The sequence below is a fragment of the Actinomadura kijaniata NBRC 14229 genome (assembly GCF_001552175.1).
GTDB classification, from domain to species: domain Bacteria; phylum Actinomycetota; class Actinomycetes; order Streptosporangiales; family Streptosporangiaceae; genus Spirillospora; species Spirillospora kijaniata.
Window position 1 is genome coordinate 1 of record NZ_BCQR01000228.1, and the last position, 15761, is coordinate 15761.

The window sequence follows — 15761 nt, forward strand, 5'->3', positions numbered from 1 at the left end:
GCCCGCCCCGGCCCCGGCCAGGCCCGCCGCCAGCACGCGCGGCACCCCCCGCACCGCGGCGCGGCCCCGCGCCCTCACCAGGGCGCCCAGCAGCAGGATCCCGGCGACGGTCATGCCGACGGCGTTGCCGAGGCCGAGCGCCGCCACCACCCACCGGCGTTCGGCCATCGACACCAGCGCCAGGTCGGCGGCCATCACCACCAGCCAGCCCGCCACGGTGGCCAGCGCGCCCGCCCTGCCGTGCCGGGCCGCGTACAGCACCCGGCCCAGGTGGGCGACCAGCCCGTAGCCCAGCAGGCCGGGCGCGAACGCCAGCACCGCGCGCGCCAGCACCTCCTGCTGCCCGGCACGGCCGGGGTTGAACACGGCGGCGGCGGGCAGCGCGACGGCGGCCAGCACGGCGGCCCCCGCGCAGGACACGAGGATGACCGCGCGGGTGGTGCCCGCGGTGACCCGGTCGAACTCGGCGGCCCGCTCCCCTCCGGTGCGGGCCGACAGCATCGGGAACGCGCTGGTGGCGATCGGGACGGCCAGGATCGCCCACGGCAGCAGGTAGATCGCCCAGGCGTACTGGTAGTTGGCCAGCGCGCCGCCGGTGCCCTCGTAGCTGAGCCGCACCACCAGCAGCGCCGACAGCTGCTGGGCGACGACGGTGGCGAGCCCGGCGACCGCGAGCCTGCGCACCCGCCGCGCCACGCCCGGCGGGAAGCTCAGCGCCGGGCGCAGGCCGAGGCGCAGCCGCCAGGCGGCGATCCCGGCGGTGGCCGCCATCGCGACGCCGCCGAGGGCGGTGCCGACCGACAGGGTGAGCTCGGCGTTCCGCGGCAGGTGCGCGAGGTCGTTCTCGTGGCCGCGGCCCAGCGGCGCGTACGCCAGGTAGGCGACGATCACCACCAGGCTCGACATCAGCGGCGCGAGCGCGGGCGCGGCGAACCGGCGGTGCGACTGCAGCACGCCGTACAGCACCACCGCCAGCCCGTACATGACCATCTGCGGGGCCATGACGGCGAGCATGTCGCCGCCGACGCGGACGACGTCGCCGCGCGAGCAGTCCGCCAGCGTGGGCCCGACCAGCACCTCCATGATCGGCCCGGCGAGCGCCGCCATCAGCAGCGACAGCGGGACCATCAGCAGCACGACCCAGGTGACCAGCGCCGAGGTGGTCTGGCGGACCTGGGCGCGGTCGCCGCGTTCGGCGGGACCGGCCAGCACCGGCACCACCATGCTGGCCAGCGCGCCGCCCGCGACGATCTCGTAGACGATCGCCGGGATCTGGGTGGCGGTGAAGTACGCCTGGCTGAGGCAGGAGGTGGTGACGGTCTGGGAGAAGGCGTAGGTGCGGCCGAACCCCGCCAGCCGGGACAGCACCGTGATGATCCCGATGACGACGGCGGCGCCCGCGAGACCGCCGGTCAGGCGGCGCAGACGTGGGCTCACGGGGCTGGGCTTTCCGGGTGGCGGGGGGTGGGCGGGTCAGGAGGCGGCGGGGGCCGGCCGGTCGGAAGGCGCGGGGTCGGAAGGCGCGGGGTCGGCGGGCGCGGGCGCCGGGACGGGCGCGCGGCGGCCCAGCATGTCGATCCGGTGCAGCGCCGGGGTGCTCGCGATGACCTTGGTGAAGCTGACGAACTCGCTGGCGAGGTTCAGTCCCGCGACGCCCGCGAACGCGGCCAGGCGGGGGCCCCGGCCCAGCCGGGCGGCGGCCAGGCCGAGCAGCGCGCCCAGGGCGTTGGCGCCGGTGTCGCCGAGCATGGCGCGTTCGCCGAGGTCCTCGGGGAGCAGCGCGGCGGCCGCGCCCAGCGGGGCGGCGACGACGGCGGACCCGGCGGTGGCGGCCAGCGGCGCCCCGGTGATCAGCCCGACCTTGATGGCGCGGCCGGGCCGCAGGTCGAACAGGTTCATCAGGTTGGCGCTCCCGGCGACCAGCGCGCCGTTGAGCAGCACGTCGAACGCGCGTCCGGCGCGGGTGGTCGCGGGCGACCCGGCGAGCGCCGCCGCGCCCAGCCCGACCGCGCCGATGCCGAGCAGCTTCACCGCGCCGGTGGTGACCTCGCCGCGCGCCAGGGCCTTCAGGTGGCCCCTGAAGCCGCGCGAGGACGCCGAGCCCGACAGGTCGTCGTAGCCGCCCAGCACCCCCGAACCGGCCCCGGCCAGCAGCGCGGCGGCGCGGACGCGGCCGGTGGCGCCGGGCGCCAGCAGCCCGGCCACGGCGGCCCCGGCGGCGAACGCGGGGCCCTCCAGCAGCGTGACGGGCTCGCCGCGGTGGTTGGTGCGGCCCCACACCTCCGCTCCGGGACGGCCGTCCAGGCCGGGCGGGCGGCGGGTCAGGGCGGTGTAGGCGGCGCGGGCGGCGGCCGCGCCGAGCGCCGCGCCGGCCAGGGCCCGCAGGGTCGTGCCGGTCGAGATGGAGGTCATGGGGTCACCCGTTCTTCCCCACGGCGGGCACCGGGGTGGGCAGGTAGCCGCTGGCGCCCGAGCCGGTGCCGTACTGGCCGGACTTGCCCGCGAGCTCGTTCTGCAGCGCCAGGACCGTCACGACCTGGCCGGAGGCGGTGTCCACCGCGTCGGTGGAGGAGATGGACTTCTCAACGTCGGAGTCGCGCAGGGCCGTGATCAGGCCGCCCTCCTGGGCGGCGGTGGCCGGGCCGCCGACGACGGCGCCGCGTCCGGCGGCGTCCAGCCCGGTGGCGACCGAGATCAGGGCCTTGTTGTCCTCGTCCCCGCCCTCGGTGGCGTAGGGGACCGACGGTGCGATCACGACGGCGAGTGTCGCATGCGAGCCGGGCTTCCCGCTGGTGGTCAGGTAACTCATCTCGCGGAAACCGTTGAGGATGGTCCCTCCGGCGGCGTCCTCGCGGCCCGCCCTGGCGGCGTCGCGGGTGACCAGGGCGCTGGCCAGCACCGCCGCGGCCTTGTCGTAGGGGCCGGCCCCGGCGGGGAAGTTCATGCCGTTGGGCCGCAGCTGGGTGGCCAGCTCGTCGACGGTGGCGCGCTGGTCGTCGTCCAGGAACTTCTTCTGCACGGTGACGCGGCCGGTGACGGTCGCCCCGGCGGTCTTGAGCAGCTCGCCGACCTTCTCGATGGAGTCGTTGGAGGCGCCGGGCGTCTCCACCAGCACCACCGACTGGCCCTTGAGCCGCTCGGCGACGAACTGCGGGCCCAGCGCCTCGGCGAACTGGTCCTCGCCCTTCAGCTGGCTCTCCAGCTGCCGTTGCTGGCGTTTGAGCTGCTCGTTGGTCTGCGCCACCGACTGGGCCTGGCGGCGCAGCCCGGCGGTCACCGACTGCGACAGGGTGGTGGAGCCCAGGATGATGCCGAGCGCCAGCGCGAGGAAGATCGCGACGATGGAGACGAGGTGATAACGGAAATCGATCACGTGAAGAGTCCGGTCAGCCAGAAGAGGAAGGAGTGCCAGCGTTCGGCCAGCAGCGGCCGGATGACGTCGCCGGCCGGCGACATCACGACGGCGGTGGTCATGGCGATGAACGCGCCCAGCACCAGGAACAGCAGCGACCAGGAGGAGATCCGGCTGCGGTACAGCCGCGACACGCCCTTGGCGTCGACGAGCTTGGAGCCCACCCGCAGCCGGGTGAGGAACGTCGAGGCCATGCCCGCGCGGCCCTTGTCGAGGAACTCCACCATGTTGGCGTGCGTGCCGACCGCGACGATCAGCGTGGCGCCCTTGTCGTCGGCCAGCAGCATCGCGATGTCCTCGCTGGTGGCGGTGGCGGGGAACACCACGGCCTCGCGGCCCAGCTCCTCCACCCGCGCCAGGCCGGGCGCGCGGCCGTCCCGGTAGGCGTGCACGACGATCTCGGCGCCGCTGGTGAGGGCGGCGTCGGACACCGAGTCCATGTCCCCGACGATCATGTCGGGGCGGTAGCCGGCCTCCAGCAGCGCGTCGGCGCCGCCGTCCACGCCGATCAGGACCGGGCGGTACTCGCGGATGTAGGGCCGCAGCGTGGCGATGTCCTCGCGGTAGTGGTAGCCGCGCACCACGATCAGCGCGTGCCGTCCCTCGATCCTCGTCCTGACGTCGGGGACGCCCACGCCGTCGATGAGCAGGTCGCGCTCGCGCTTGACGTACTCCATCGTGTTGGCGACGAACGCCTCCAGCTGGTGCGCCAGGCCCGCCTTGGCCTCCACGAGCGAGGTCTCGACCGACTCGGGCGTCTGCCGGGTGCCCTTGGCGACCACCTCGTCGCCCCGGTAGACGGTGGCGTCGTCGAGGCGGAGCTGGTCCCCCTCGCCGATCTTGACGAAGATCTCGGGGCCGACGTCGTCGACCAGCGGGATGCCCGCCTCGACCAGGATCTGCGGGCCCAGGTTGGGATAGCGGCCCGAGATGCTGGGCGCCACGTTCACCACCGCGCCGACCTGGCAGGACACCAGCGCCTCGGCGCTGACCCGGTCCAGGTCGACATGGTCGATCACGGCGATCTCGCCGGGCTGCAGCCGTTTGGTGAGGTCCTTGGTGCGGCGGTCCAGCCGCGCGACCGCGGCGATCGCGCCGCCCTCCTCCCGGCCCCGCCCCCGCGGCAGGCCCAACGGCAGTCGCCGCGGCAGCCGGGACGACAGGCGGGCGCGGCGGTCGGTGATCGGAGACGGGTCGTTCATCGGTTGACATCCTGCCAGAGCACGGGAGGGGACATCGGTAACGACGAACGGCGAGGCGTGTCCGTTCGCGCACTGTCGGTGGTTATGGGGTCGACGCCCCCGCCGGGCGGGGATCAGCCGCGTTCCTGCGCGGCCATCTCCAGCAGCTCCTCGGCGTGCGCCCGGCCCAGTTCGGAGTCCTCCAGTCCCGCCAGCATCCGCGACAGCTCGCGGACCCGGCCCTCGCGGTCCAGCGCGGTGACGCCGCTGCGGGTGACGGTGCCGTCGTTGGACTTCTCCACCAGCAGGTGCTGGTCGGCGAACGCGGCGACCTGCGGCAGGTGCGTGACGACGATCACCTGGGCGTTGCGGGCCAGCCGCGACAGCCGCCGCCCGATCTCCACCGCCGCCTTGCCGCCGACGCCCGCGTCGACCTCGTCGAACACGAACGTGGGCACCGGGTCGGCCCCGGCGAACACCACCTCGATCGCCAGCATGACGCGCGACAGCTCACCGCCGGAGGCGCCCTTGTGCAGGGGCAGCGGCTGCGCGCCGGGGTGCGGGGCGAGCCGGACCTCGACCTCGTCGGCGCCGTGCGGGCCGTGGTCCCCGGTGGGGGTGACGGTGACGTGCACGCGGGCGTGCGGCATCGCCAGCGCCGTCAGTTCCTCGGTGACGGCCTTGGAGAACCGCTCGGCGGCGCGGGTGCGCACGGTGGTCAGCTCGGCGGCCTCGGCCGCCAGGCGCTCGGACAGCTCGCCGTGCTCGGCGCGCAGCTCCTCGATGCGGTCGTCGTCGCCCTCCAGCTCGGCCAGGCGGACGGCCGAGCTCCGCGACCACGCCAGGACCTCGTCCAGCGTCTGGCCGTACTTGCGGGTCAGGGAGATCAGCTCGGCGCGGCGCTCCTGGACGGCGGCCAGCCGGACCGGGTCGGCGTCGATCGACTCGGCGTAGGCGGCCAGGTCGGTGGACACGTCGGCGATCAGGTAGCCGGCCTCGGCGAGCCGGTCGGCCAGCGCCGCCAGCTCGGGGTCGTGGTCGCGGACGGCGTCCAGGGCGTGCCGGGCCTGGCCGAGCAGGCCGGTGACGTTGGGGGCCTCGATCGCGGCGGCCGGGTCGCCCAGCAGCGCCTCGTGGGCGAGGTCGGCCGCGCCGCGCAGCGCGTCGGCGTGCCCGAGGCGCTCCTCCTCGGCGGCCAGCTCGGCGTCCTCGCCCGGCTTGGGGTCGACCTTCTCGATCTCCTCCAGGCCGAACCGCAGCATGTCGGCCTCCTGCTGCCGTTCGCGCGCCCGCGTGGTCAGCTCCTCCAGCAGCGCCGACACCTCGCGGTGCCGCTGGTAGGTGCGGGTGTAGGCGCGCAGCGGCTTGGTGAGGGCCGACCCGGCGTAGCGGTCCAGGGCGGCGCGCTGCCGCCCGGCCTGCAGCAGCCGCTGCTGGTCGGACTGGCCGTGCACCGCCACCAGCTCGTCGGCGAGGTTGATCAGCATGCTGACCGGGACCGACCGGCCGCCCAGGAACGCCCGGGAGCGCCCCTCCGCCGACACCGACCGCATGACGATCAGCGTGTCGTCGTCGAGCTCGCCGCCGGCCTCCTCGACGCGTTCCACCACCCGGCCTCCCGGATCGACCACGATCCGGCCCTCCACGGTGGCGCGGTCGGCGCCCGGCCGGACCCGCTGGGGGTCGGCGCGGCCGCCGAACAGCAGGCCCAGGCTGGTGACCACCATGGTCTTGCCGGCCCCGGTCTCGCCGGTGACGACGTTGAAGCCCGGGGACAGATCGAGCACGGCCTCGTCGATCACACCGAGGCCCTGGATCCGTACCTCATCGACCATCGGACGCACCAGCGTCACAACCCCTCGCAAAAACAGATCCCGGTTCAGCGCCTGAGGAGATTATCTCTCTTGTCCCCCCGCCGCCTCCTCCGAGCGCGCCCGGGCGCGGCCCCGCCAGCCGGTCACCGGCAGCCCGAACTTGGTCACCAGGCGGTCGGTGAACGGCGTCAGGTGCAGCCGTGCCAGGCGAACCGGCGCGCTCCCGCGCCGCACCTCCACGCGCGCGCCCGGCGGCAGGTCCAGGGTGCGACGTCCGTCACACCACAGCACCGCGCGCGGCGTGTCGGGCAGCACCTCGACCGCCACGACCGACCGCGGCGACACCACCAGCGGGCGCGCGAACAGGGCGTGCGCGCTGATCGGCACCACCAGCATCGCCTCCACCTCCGGCCACACCACCGGTCCCCCGGCGGAGAACGCGTAGGCGGTGGAGCCGGTGGGGGTGGCGCACACCACGCCGTCGCAGCCCCAGTGCGACAGCGGACGGCCGTCGATCTCGGCGACGACCTCCAGCATCCGCTCGCGCTCGGCCTTCTCGATGCTGGCCTCGTTGAGCGCCCAGGTGGTGCCGGCGACGGTGCCGTTGAGGCGCACGGTGACGTCGACGGTCATGCGCTCCTCGACGTCGTAGCGGCGCGTCACGACCCGGTCGACGGTGGCGGCCAGGTCCTCGCGCTCGGCCTCGGCGAGGAAGCCGACGTGGCCGAGGTTGACGCCGAGCAGGGGGGTGCCGACGGGGCGGGCCAGGTCGGCGGCGCGCAGCAGGGTGCCGTCGCCGCCCAGCACGATGACCACCTCGGCGTCCTCGGCGGCGGCCGAGGTGGCGGGCAGCACGTCGGCCCCGGCGCAGCCGATGTCCCCGGCCTCGTCGGACATGACGCGGACCGCGATGCCCGCGTCGGTGAGGCGCTCGATCACCAGTTGCGCGCTGCGCACCGCGCCGGGTCGACCGGTGTGCGCGACGACCAGCACCGTCCGTTTGCTCACTGCGGGCCCTCCGTGACGGCCTTCTCAAGGTCGGCCTCGTTCAGGGGCGGCGCTCCGGCGCGCAGCCACAGGAAGTACTCCACGTTGCCCGACGGACCGGGCAGGGGGCTGGCGGTCACGCCCCGCACGCCCAGGCCGAGCGTGGCGGCGTGCTCGGCGACGCCCCGGACGGCGTCGGCGCGCAGCGCCGGGTCGCGGACGACGCCGCCCGCGCCGACGCGGTCGCGGCCGACCTCGAACTGCGGCTTGACCATCATCGCGTAGTCGGCGTCGGGGCGGACGCAGGCGCGGATCGGCCCCAGCACGAGCTTCAGCGAGATGAACGACAGATCGCCCACCACCAGGTCCGGCGGCGCGGCCTCGGGCTGGCCGAGCATCGCCGGCGTCAGGTCGCGGATGTTGACCCGCTCCAGCACGGTGACGCGGTCGTCGGTGCGCAGCGACCAGGCGATCTGGCCGTAGCCGACGTCCACGGCGTACACGCGGGCGGCCCCGGCGCGCAGCAGCACGTCGGTGAACCCCCCGGTGGAGGCCCCGGCGTCCAGCGCGGTGCGGCCCGGCACCTTCAGGTCGGTGAACGCCGCCAGCGCCCCGGCCAGCTTGTGGCCGCCGCGCGAGACGTACTCGGGGCCGGTGTCGGCGGTCTCCACGACGATCGCGGCGCCGGTGTCGACCTGGGTGGCGGGCTTGGCGGCGATCTGCCCGCCGACCTTGACCCGCCCCTCGGTGATCAGCTGGGCGGCGTGCTCGCGGGAGCGGGCCAGCTTGCGGCGGACGAGTTCGGCGTCCAGCCGGTGGCGGCTCATGCGCGCGGTCCCGGGAACGGGCCGCGCGGTGGTCCCGGGCGCGGCGGGGCGGTCCCCGGGCCGGGCGGCCGGGGGACGGGCGGGCCGCCCTCCTCCTCGTCGGCCGCCACCAGCAGTTCCTGCAGCCGCTGGTGGACGTCCTCGAAGACCGCCACGTGCGCGGCGACCGGCGCGCCGCCCAGGGCGTCCAGCCGGGCCAGCGCCTCGTCCACGCGGGCGTCGCCGGTCTCCCGCGCGGGGGCCGGGGCGGGCGACGGCGTCGGGGACGGCGGGGGCGCCGCCGTTGGCTCCCCCGCTGCCTCGTCGGACATCACGTTTACCTCCAAGAAGACCCCCGGCCGAGCGCCGGGAGTCGCTTCGGGCTCAGTCAGAACGCTACCGTCCCTCCACGACATCGTTGTCGACCGAACGGGGAACGGCCTGACCATGGCGAACGAGGAGGACTGCCGCACCGCGCTCACGCGCGTCGCCGAGCGGCTGGCGGAGGTGGACGACGACAAGCTCGCCGAGCACGTCGTCGAGCGCACGATCAGCGTCCGGATCCCCGATCTGGACGTGGCGTACCGCACCCGCCTGCACCAGGGCGGACTGGACGGCTTCACCCCCACCGACAAGCCCAGGAGCGCGCAGGTGCGGCTGACGGTGGCCAGCGACGACCTGGTGGCGCTGGCCAACGACGAGCTGAATCCGGCCCGGGCGTGGGCGTCGGGCCGGTTGAAGATCGAGGCGAGCATCTTCGACCTGCTGCGGCTGCGCAAGCTGTTGTGATCGTGGCCCTCGTGACGGGGGCCACGCGGCCGGGGTCCGGTGGGAGGCCGGAGGACGCGCTCGGCGTCCCCCGGCCGACCCGTTCCCCGATCCGTCCGTACGGGCGGGAGCGGGCGGCGGTTCAACCGGGGCTCGGTGACGGGCGCGGCTACAGGTCGAGGCGCCCCAGGGCGTCGGTGACGGCCTCGCGGGGCGCGGGTGTCTCCGAACGCCAGGCCGCCGCCGCGAGGGCCCGCAGGCCGTCGTAGGGGTCGCCGTCGCCGTCCAGCGCGATCCGGTCGCCGTCCCAGCGGGCGGTCCAGCCGCCGCAGGAGCGGGTGTCGCCGTCGCCGCCGACCTCCGGATGGGGGACCAGCAGCCCGGTCAGGTCCGGGGCCAGGTAGGTCGGGCGGTGCCGGGGCCCGGCGGTGAGCGCGGCGAGGGGGTCGGTGACGCCGGTGAACACCAGGAGGCTGTCGGCCCCGCCGTTGTGGGCGCCCTCGATGTCGGTGTCGAGCCGGTCCCCGACGACCAGGGGCCGCCGCGCGCCGGTGCGCAGGATCGACTCGTGGTGCAGGGGCCGCTCCGGCTTGCCGGTCACGATCGGGTCGATCCCGGTCGCGTACCTGATGACCTGGAGCAGCGACCCGTTGCCGGGCTTGGGCGGCCCGTCGCCGCCGGGGATGGTGTAGTCGCCGTTGGAGCCGACGAACAGCGCGCCCTCGCGGACCGCCTTGGCCCCCTCGGCGATCAGCCCGTAGGACAGGCCCGGCTCGTAGCCCTGCACGACGGCGGCGGGCCGTTCGGCGGCGGTCGACACCGGCCGCAGGCCCCGGTCGTAGAGGGCCTTGCGCAGCCCCATGCCGCCCACGACCAGGACCCTGGCGCCGGCGGGCAGCCGTTCGGCCAGCAGCCGCGCGGCGGCCTGCGCGGAGGTCACCACGTCCCGAGGGTCGGCGGGCACCCCGACGTCGCGCAGCAGGCCGGCGACGGCGGCGGGGGTGCGGGAGGCGTTGTTGGTGACGAACGCCAGCCGCTGCCCGGCCGCCCGCGCCTTGGCGAGCGACTCGGCGGCCGCCGGAACGGGCCGCCTCCCGATGTAGACGACCCCGTCCAGGTCGAGCAGGGCCACGTCGTAGGCCTCGCTCAACGGCAGGTCACTGGCTCTCATGTTCCTTCTCTCTCATCGGCGGGCCTCCAGCGTGGCCCGGACGTGCCGGAGCGCCCGCACGTAGTCCTTGTTGTCGGGACGCATCGCCACCGCCAGGGCCAGCGGCTCCACCGCGCCGGTGAAGTCGCCCATGCGGCTCAGCGACAGCCCCAGCCCGAACAGCGCGTAGTCCTCGGCCGGATCGCGCTCCACGATCCACCGGAAGCTCCCGGCGGCCTCGTCGAACAGCCGCGCCCCGAACTGCGCCCGCCCCAGCGCCTCGCGGATGCTGCGCGAGTGCGGTTCGGCCTCGGCGGCGCGGGCCAGCAGCTGCACCGCCGCGGCGGGACTGCCCGAGCGCAGCAGCTCCAGCCCCCGGGTGTACCACTCGTAGACGCCGCCTTCGGGGGCGGCGGGTTGCTCGCCGGGTTCGTCGCGCGGGGAATCGTCGCGGCCGCCTGGTCCTTGAACACTCATATGGACCTCCCCTCGGACCTCGATCGTCTTGACCGTACCCGCCCCAAGCGCGGGCATCCGTCGGGGATTACCATGCCCATGGTGAAAGACGATCTCCCCTCCGGCCCCTCGCCGGAGGAGTTCAGCGCCCAGATCTTCGGATCGGCCGCGCCGCGCGGGGGCGGCGGGCTGGTGCTGGCGCCGTTCCGGGGCGTGCGGTTCGACCCGCGGGTCGTGGGCGATCTGGCCACCGTGACGACCCCGCCCTACGACCTGATCGACCAGGCGGAGGTCGCGCGGCTACGGGGTGAGGACGGTCACAACATCGTCCGGCTGATCCTGCCGCGCGCCGCCGGGGAGGGCTACGGCGAGGCCGCCGCGACGCTGCGCCGCTGGCTGGCCGACGGCGCGCTGGCCGCCGACCCCGAGCCGGGCCTGTACGTCTACGAGGCGGCGTCCGGCGGGCGGGTGCTGCAGCGCGGCCTGATCGGCGCGCTCGGCCTGCGCGCCGAGTCCGACGGCGTGGTGCTGCCGCACGAGAACGTCTACCCCGGCCCGGTCCGCGACCGGCTGGCGCTGATGACCGCCGCCGACGCCAACCTCGAACCGATCTTCCTGATCTACGAGGGCGGCGGGGACGCCGCGCGGATCGTGGACCGCACCGCCGACCGGACGCCGCCGGTCATGGAGTTCCGCGCCGACGACGGCCTGACCCACCGCCTGTGGCGGCTCACCGATCCCGCCCTGCACACCCGGATCGCCGCCGACCTGCGCGACCGGCGGGCGCTGATCGCCGACGGGCACCACCGGTACGCCACCTACCGGGCGCTCCAGGCGCGCCACCACCGCGCCGGGGACGGCCCCGGGCCCTGGGACCACGGGCTGGCGCTGCTGGTGGACTCCACGCGCTATCCGCCGCATCTGGGGGCCATCCACCGGGTGCTGCCCGGCCTGCCGCCGGACACGGCCGCGGAACGCGCCGCGGAGGTGTTCCACACCACCGCCTTCCCCGGCCTGGCGGAGGCGGTCGCGGCGCTGGCCGAGGCGCCGCGGCCGGCGTTCCTGCTGGGCGGCGGGGACGCCTTCCACCTGCTGACCGGCCCGGACCCCGCCCGGCTGGCGCAGGTGATGACGGACGGCCATTCCGAGCGCTGGCGCGCCCTCGACACCGCCGTGCTGGACCGGCTGCTGGTCGAGGACGTCTGGAAGGTCCCCGAGGACGAGCACAGCGTCGAGGTCGTGCACGACGACCCGGCCGCCGCCGACGCGCGCGCCCGCCGCACCGGCGGCACCGCCGTGATCCTCAACCCGCTGCGCGTCGAGGACGTCCTGGCGGTGGCCGCGGGCGGGGAACGCGTGCCGCGCAAGTCCACCTCGTTCGGCCCCAAGCCCCGCACCGGGCTGGTGCTGCGCCTGCTCGACCTGGGGTGACGCCGCCGGGTATGGCGGGCGGGGGCGGTCCGGGGCGATGATCGTCCAATGGACACCACGACCACGATCACGCCGCTCGGCGGGGACGTCTACGAGATCGACACCCGGATGGCGGGCTACAGCGGCATCACGGCGGGCTACCTGATCCTGTCGGACCGGCCGTGCCTGGTCGAGCCGGGCACCGCCGGGTCCGCGCCGGTGGTGCGGCGGGCGCTGGAGGAGCTGGGCGTCGGGCCGCGCGACCTGGCGACCGTGGTGGTGACCCACATCCATCTGGACCACGCGGGCGGCGTCGGCGACATCGCCGAGATGTTCCCCGAGGCCGAGGTCGTCGTGCACGAGAAGGGCGCACGGCACCTGGCCTCCCCCGAACGCTTCATGCGCAGCGCCCGGATGGTCTACGGGGACGCCCTGGACACGCTGTTCGGGGAGCTGAGGCCGACCGACGCGGTGCGGATCCGGGCCGTGGAGGAGACCGGCGTCATCGACCTGGGCGGCGGGCGGCGGCTGGAGTCGCACTACTCCCCCGGGCACGCCAAGCACCACGTCGGGCTGGTCGACTCGGCGACCGGCGACCTGTACGTCGGCGACGCCGCCGGGATCTACATCCCCGAGACCGCCGACGTGCGGCCCGCGACGCCGCCGCCGGACTTCGACCTGGGCACGGCGCTGGCGTCGCTGCGCAGGTTCGGGGACCTGGGGCCGCAGCGGCTGCTGTTCGCCCACTACGGGCCGGTGACCGAGGTGGAGGAGACGCTGGGGCGTTCGGCGGAGGAGCTGCGGATCTGGGTGGACACGGTGCGGGCCGCCAAGGACGAGGGCCTAGACCTGGACCACGCCGTCGCGATGGTCCGGGAACGCACCGACGAGCGCTACGCCATCACCCGCGAGGGCGCGGACCCGGAGCTGGCCGCCAAGTACGAGCTGCTCAACGGCGCCGAGAGCAATGTCGCCGGGATCATGCACGCCCTCAGCAGGCACGCCTGACCGGCGCCGACGAAAAAAGGGCGCTCCCCGTGCGGGGAGCGCCCTGTTCCCGGTCGCGTCACTCGGCGGGCGGCTCGTCCCGCCCGGGCTTCGGCTCGGGCTCGCGGAACACCACCGGCTCCGGCGCCTCCTCGGGGGTCTCGACGCGCTCGACGACCTCCGGCTCGGCCGGCTGGAACGCGATCGCCGTCGCCGGGAGCGGCCCGGCCTCGGCGGCGTCCTCGTCCTCGGCGGCGTCCTTCTCGGCCTCGACCTCGGCGAGCGCGACGGCGGCGGCGTCATCGCCGGTGTCGGCGGCGACGGCCTCGGCGAACGCGTCCGCGTCGTCCGCGTCGTCCCCGGCCTCGCCGTCGGCGTCCTCAGCCTCGTCGTCGGCCTCCTCGACCGCCGTCAGGGCCTCGGCGACCGCGACGACGGCCTGCGCCTCCCGGATCGTCCCGTCGATCTCCTCGGTGTCGAGGATCTCCAGGCCCTCCAGCTCGGCGTACCGCTCGGCGGCGTCGGTCTCGCCGTCCCGGTCGGCGGCGGCGGCGCGGGCGAACCAGTCCGACGCCTCCTCCTCGCGTCCGGCCTCGACCAGCGCGTCGGCGTAGGCGTAGAACAGCCGCGCCGACCACGGCCGCAGCCGCCGGTCCCGCAGCTCGGGGATCTGGAGCGTCACCACGGCGGCGTCGAGCTGCCCCAGGTCACGGCGCACGCCGGACTCGACGATGCGCAGCTCCACCCGGCCCATCTGGTCGAGCCGGTCGGCCTCCGCCGACTTGATCAGGTCCAGGGCGCGTTCGGGGCGGCCGAGGCCGCGTTCGGCGTCCGCCATGATCGGCAGGTAGGCGTCCTCGGCGGTGCTGAGGCGCCGCGCGGCCCGCAGTTCGGCCAGCGCGTCGGCCCACTCCCCGGCGTGGTAGGCGGCCAGCCCGGCGGCCTCCCGCACGATCCCGACCCGCGACGCCAGCCGCCGCGCGGCCTTGGCGTGCTTGTAGGCGAGCTCCGGGTCCTCCTCGGCCATCCGGCCGGCCATGACCAGGTGCCGCGCCACCCGGGCCGCCAGGTCCTTCGGCAGGCCGCGCAGCTCGGCACGGGCGTCGGCGTCCAGCTCCTCGCCGGTCACGTCCTCGGGCAGCAGCGGATCGTCGTGCTTGGGCGCAGGCCGTTCCTCGGCGGCCTCCCGGCGCCTGCCGGAGAACGAACGGCGCTCGTCCCGCCGCTCGAAGCCACGGCCGCCGCCGGAACGACGATCGTCACGGTTGAAGCCACCGGAGCGACGCTCGCCGCCACCCTGAGCGTCGTTGAACCGACGCGGAGGACGACGGTCATCACGGTTGAAGCCACCGGAACGCTGCTCACCGCCACGCTGCTCGTCATTGGACCGACGCGGAGGACGGCGATCGTCACGGTTGAACCCGCCCGAACGCTGCTCACCACCCCGGTCGTCATTGAAGCGACGGGGGCGACGCTCGTCGCGGTTGAACGAGCCGGAACGCTGCTCACCACCGCGCTGCTCGTCGTTGGAGCGGCGCGGGGGACGACGGTCGTCACGGTTGAAGCCACCAGAGCGCTGCTCGCCGCCACCCTGCGCGTCGTTGAACCGACGCGGGGGACGACGATCGTCACGGTTGAAGCCACCAGAGCGCTGCTCGCCGCCACCCTGCGCGTCGTTGAACCGACGCGGGGGACGACGGTCGTCACGGTTGAAGCCGCCGGAACGGCGGTCGCCGCCGCCCTGCTCGTTCTCGAACCTGCGAGGACGGCGGTCGTCACCCTCGTTCTCGAAACGACGGGGACGACGGTCGTCGCGGTCGGTCTCGTACCGACGGCCGCCGGGCCGACGGTCGTCGTTGAACTGGCGCCCACCGGAGCGCTGCTCGCCGCCGCGACCCTCGTTGAACCGGCGAGGACGCTCGTCGTCGGAGCGACGGGGACGGCGGTCGTCGCGGTTGAACCCGCCCGAACGCTGCTCGCCGCCGCGCTGCTCGTTCTCGAAACGGCGGGGACGGCGGTCGTCACGGTCCTGCGGTCGCCCCTGGAAGCCACGTCCCTGGGGACGTCCCTGGCCGCCACCGTTGCGGGGGCCGCCGAAGCGGCGTTCACCGCGGTCCTCGCCGGGGCCGCCGCGCCGGTCGTCGGACCGCTGGAACGGCGGCCGGCCGCCCTGACGGCGGTCGTCACGCTGTCCGCCCTGGCGGTCCCGCCAGTTACCGCCGCCCGATGGACGGCCACCGCGGTCACCCCGCGGTCCCCCGTCACGCGAGGAGCCCCCACGCGGACCACCGGCGCCCTGTCGAGGCCCACCGCGGGCGTTGTCTCCACGACGGGGAGCCTTGCCCTGCTCCCCGTTCTTGTCCCGCCGCCCGCGGTTGTCGTCGCTGCGGCCGTCCTCTTCCGCGCTCATCACGTCCGTCACTGTTCTCGTGGTTCATGTGGACCCTTGCCAGCCTACTTTGGCAGGTCCCAGACATGCGTCGAGGGCCGCCTCGATAAATCGTGGCGACCCTCGACCAAAAATGAGTCCGGCGGCGTCCTACTCTCCCACACAGTCTCCCGTGCAGTACCATCGGCGCTGAAGGGCTTAACTTCCGGGTTCGGGATGGGACCGGGTGTTTCCCCTTCGCCATAACCACCGGACGACCATCTCCCGGGCCACCCTCGCAGGGTGCGGGAAGTCTTCGTCCGAGCTCAAGGCTCAGCTGATTCTTTTGTAGCGGTTCCCGTTTGTTTTCTGGGAACCACACAGGGACGCGAACACTCAGCAGAAACCATTGCGATTGGCTT

Annotated in this window: 15 protein-coding genes and 1 rRNA gene; 3 read left to right on the plus strand and 13 right to left on the minus strand. The window is 74.8% G+C overall.

The window, feature by feature from the left end:
- The 8 genes from murJ to AKI01S_RS44695 all read right to left on the minus strand — a co-directional run.
- The coding region (murJ, locus tag AKI01S_RS44660) for a murein biosynthesis integral membrane protein MurJ (RefSeq protein ID WP_067832241.1) at positions 1–1437 on the minus strand (1437 nt) is incomplete at its 3' end.
- A gap of 36 nt (positions 1438–1473) precedes the next feature.
- Positions 1474–2412 carry a hypothetical protein gene (locus AKI01S_RS44665; protein WP_067832243.1) on the minus strand — a complete coding sequence of 313 codons (939 nt, stop codon included), beginning with the start codon at positions 2410–2412 and terminating at the stop codon, positions 1474–1476.
- 4 nt (positions 2413–2416) lie between these two features.
- Positions 2417–3373 carry a copper transporter gene (locus tag AKI01S_RS44670; protein WP_067832245.1) on the minus strand — a complete coding sequence of 319 codons (957 nt, stop codon included), beginning with the start codon at positions 3371–3373 and terminating at the stop codon, positions 2417–2419.
- Positions 3370–4614, minus strand: a complete 1245-nt coding sequence (steA, locus tag AKI01S_RS44675; protein WP_067832246.1) for a putative cytokinetic ring protein SteA — start codon at positions 4612–4614, stop codon at positions 3370–3372. Before steA ends, AKI01S_RS44670 begins: the two co-directional genes overlap by 4 nt.
- 113 nt (positions 4615–4727) lie before the next feature.
- The gene (gene recN / locus AKI01S_RS44680; protein WP_067832262.1) at positions 4728–6428 is read right to left on the minus strand and encodes a DNA repair protein RecN; all 1701 of its coding nucleotides are present in this window, start codon (positions 6426–6428) and stop codon (positions 4728–4730) included.
- A 60-nt stretch (positions 6429–6488) separates the two neighbouring features.
- Positions 6489–7415, minus strand: a complete 927-nt coding sequence (locus AKI01S_RS44685) for an NAD kinase (RefSeq protein WP_067832248.1) — start codon at positions 7413–7415, stop codon at positions 6489–6491.
- On the minus strand, positions 7412–8221 hold the full coding sequence (locus AKI01S_RS44690; RefSeq protein WP_067832250.1) for a TlyA family RNA methyltransferase: 810 nt from the start codon (positions 8219–8221) through the stop codon (positions 7412–7414). Before AKI01S_RS44690 ends, AKI01S_RS44685 begins: the two co-directional genes overlap by 4 nt.
- On the minus strand, positions 8218–8532 hold the full coding sequence (locus AKI01S_RS44695; protein WP_067832252.1) for a hypothetical protein: 315 nt from the start codon (positions 8530–8532) through the stop codon (positions 8218–8220). Before AKI01S_RS44695 ends, AKI01S_RS44690 begins: the two co-directional genes overlap by 4 nt.
- A gap of 115 nt (positions 8533–8647) precedes the next feature.
- Between AKI01S_RS44695 and AKI01S_RS44700 the strand changes: the two genes are divergently transcribed.
- Complete coding sequence (locus AKI01S_RS44700; protein WP_067832254.1) at positions 8648–8989, plus strand: SCP2 sterol-binding domain-containing protein; 342 nt, start codon at positions 8648–8650, stop codon at positions 8987–8989.
- A 148-nt stretch (positions 8990–9137) separates the two neighbouring features.
- Here the strand turns inward: AKI01S_RS44700 and AKI01S_RS44705 are convergent, their stop codons facing one another.
- Entirely contained in the window at positions 9138–10139 is a 1002-nt protein-coding gene (locus tag AKI01S_RS44705) for an HAD-IIA family hydrolase (protein ID WP_067832256.1), read from the minus strand.
- Positions 10140–10151: 12 nt separating this feature from the next.
- Positions 10152–10595, minus strand: coding sequence for a tetratricopeptide repeat protein (locus AKI01S_RS44710; RefSeq protein ID WP_067832258.1), 444 nt, complete (start codon positions 10593–10595; stop codon positions 10152–10154).
- A 78-nt stretch (positions 10596–10673) separates the two neighbouring features.
- On the opposite strand from AKI01S_RS44710, the gene AKI01S_RS44715 reads away from it, so the two are divergent.
- Positions 10674–12005, plus strand: a complete 1332-nt coding sequence (locus AKI01S_RS44715) for a DUF1015 family protein (RefSeq protein WP_369688782.1) — start codon at positions 10674–10676, stop codon at positions 12003–12005.
- 48 nt (positions 12006–12053) lie between these two features.
- Positions 12054–12992 (plus strand): MBL fold metallo-hydrolase, encoded by a 939-nt coding sequence (locus AKI01S_RS44720; RefSeq protein ID WP_067832260.1) that lies wholly within the window; start codon positions 12054–12056, stop codon positions 12990–12992.
- Positions 12993–13050: 58 nt separating this feature from the next.
- Here AKI01S_RS44720 and AKI01S_RS44725 read toward each other — a convergent pair whose 3' ends face one another.
- The 3 genes from AKI01S_RS44725 to rrf form a co-directional block, all read right to left on the minus strand.
- Positions 13051–14100, minus strand: a complete 1050-nt coding sequence (locus AKI01S_RS44725; RefSeq protein ID WP_245682046.1) for a tetratricopeptide repeat protein — start codon at positions 14098–14100, stop codon at positions 13051–13053.
- Positions 14097–15158, minus strand: a complete 1062-nt coding sequence (locus AKI01S_RS52235) for a hypothetical protein (protein WP_169814118.1) — start codon at positions 15156–15158, stop codon at positions 14097–14099. The genes AKI01S_RS44725 and AKI01S_RS52235 overlap by 4 nt, the downstream gene beginning before the upstream one ends.
- Positions 15159–15497: 339 nt before the next feature.
- Positions 15498–15614, minus strand: a 5S ribosomal RNA gene (gene rrf, locus AKI01S_RS44730).
- Positions 15615–15761: the final 147 nt, after the last annotated feature.

What these genes read in the sequence shown, in the direction of transcription:
- steA (WP_067832246.1), bottom strand. Translation starts at nt 4,614, where the DNA reads ATGAACGACCCGTCTCCGATCACCGACCGCCGCGCCCGCCTGTCGTCC.
- AKI01S_RS44690 (WP_067832250.1), bottom strand. Translation starts at nt 8,221, where the DNA reads ATGAGCCGCCACCGGCTGGACGCCGAACTCGTCCGCCGCAAGCTGGCC.
- AKI01S_RS44720 (WP_067832260.1), top strand. Translation starts at nt 12,054, where the DNA reads ATGGACACCACGACCACGATCACGCCGCTCGGCGGGGACGTCTACGAG.
- AKI01S_RS44695 (WP_067832252.1), bottom strand. Translation starts at nt 8,532, where the DNA reads ATGTCCGACGAGGCAGCGGGGGAGCCAACGGCGGCGCCCCCGCCGTCC.
- AKI01S_RS44700 (WP_067832254.1), top strand. Translation starts at nt 8,648, where the DNA reads ATGGCGAACGAGGAGGACTGCCGCACCGCGCTCACGCGCGTCGCCGAG.
- AKI01S_RS44715 (WP_369688782.1), top strand. Translation starts at nt 10,674, where the DNA reads ATGGTGAAAGACGATCTCCCCTCCGGCCCCTCGCCGGAGGAGTTCAGC.
- AKI01S_RS44705 (WP_067832256.1), bottom strand. Translation starts at nt 10,139, where the DNA reads ATGAGAGCCAGTGACCTGCCGTTGAGCGAGGCCTACGACGTGGCCCTG.
- AKI01S_RS44710 (WP_067832258.1), bottom strand. Translation starts at nt 10,595, where the DNA reads ATGAGTGTTCAAGGACCAGGCGGCCGCGACGATTCCCCGCGCGACGAA.
- AKI01S_RS44665 (WP_067832243.1), bottom strand. Translation starts at nt 2,412, where the DNA reads ATGACCTCCATCTCGACCGGCACGACCCTGCGGGCCCTGGCCGGCGCG.
- recN (WP_067832262.1), bottom strand. Translation starts at nt 6,428, where the DNA reads ATGGTCGATGAGGTACGGATCCAGGGCCTCGGTGTGATCGACGAGGCC.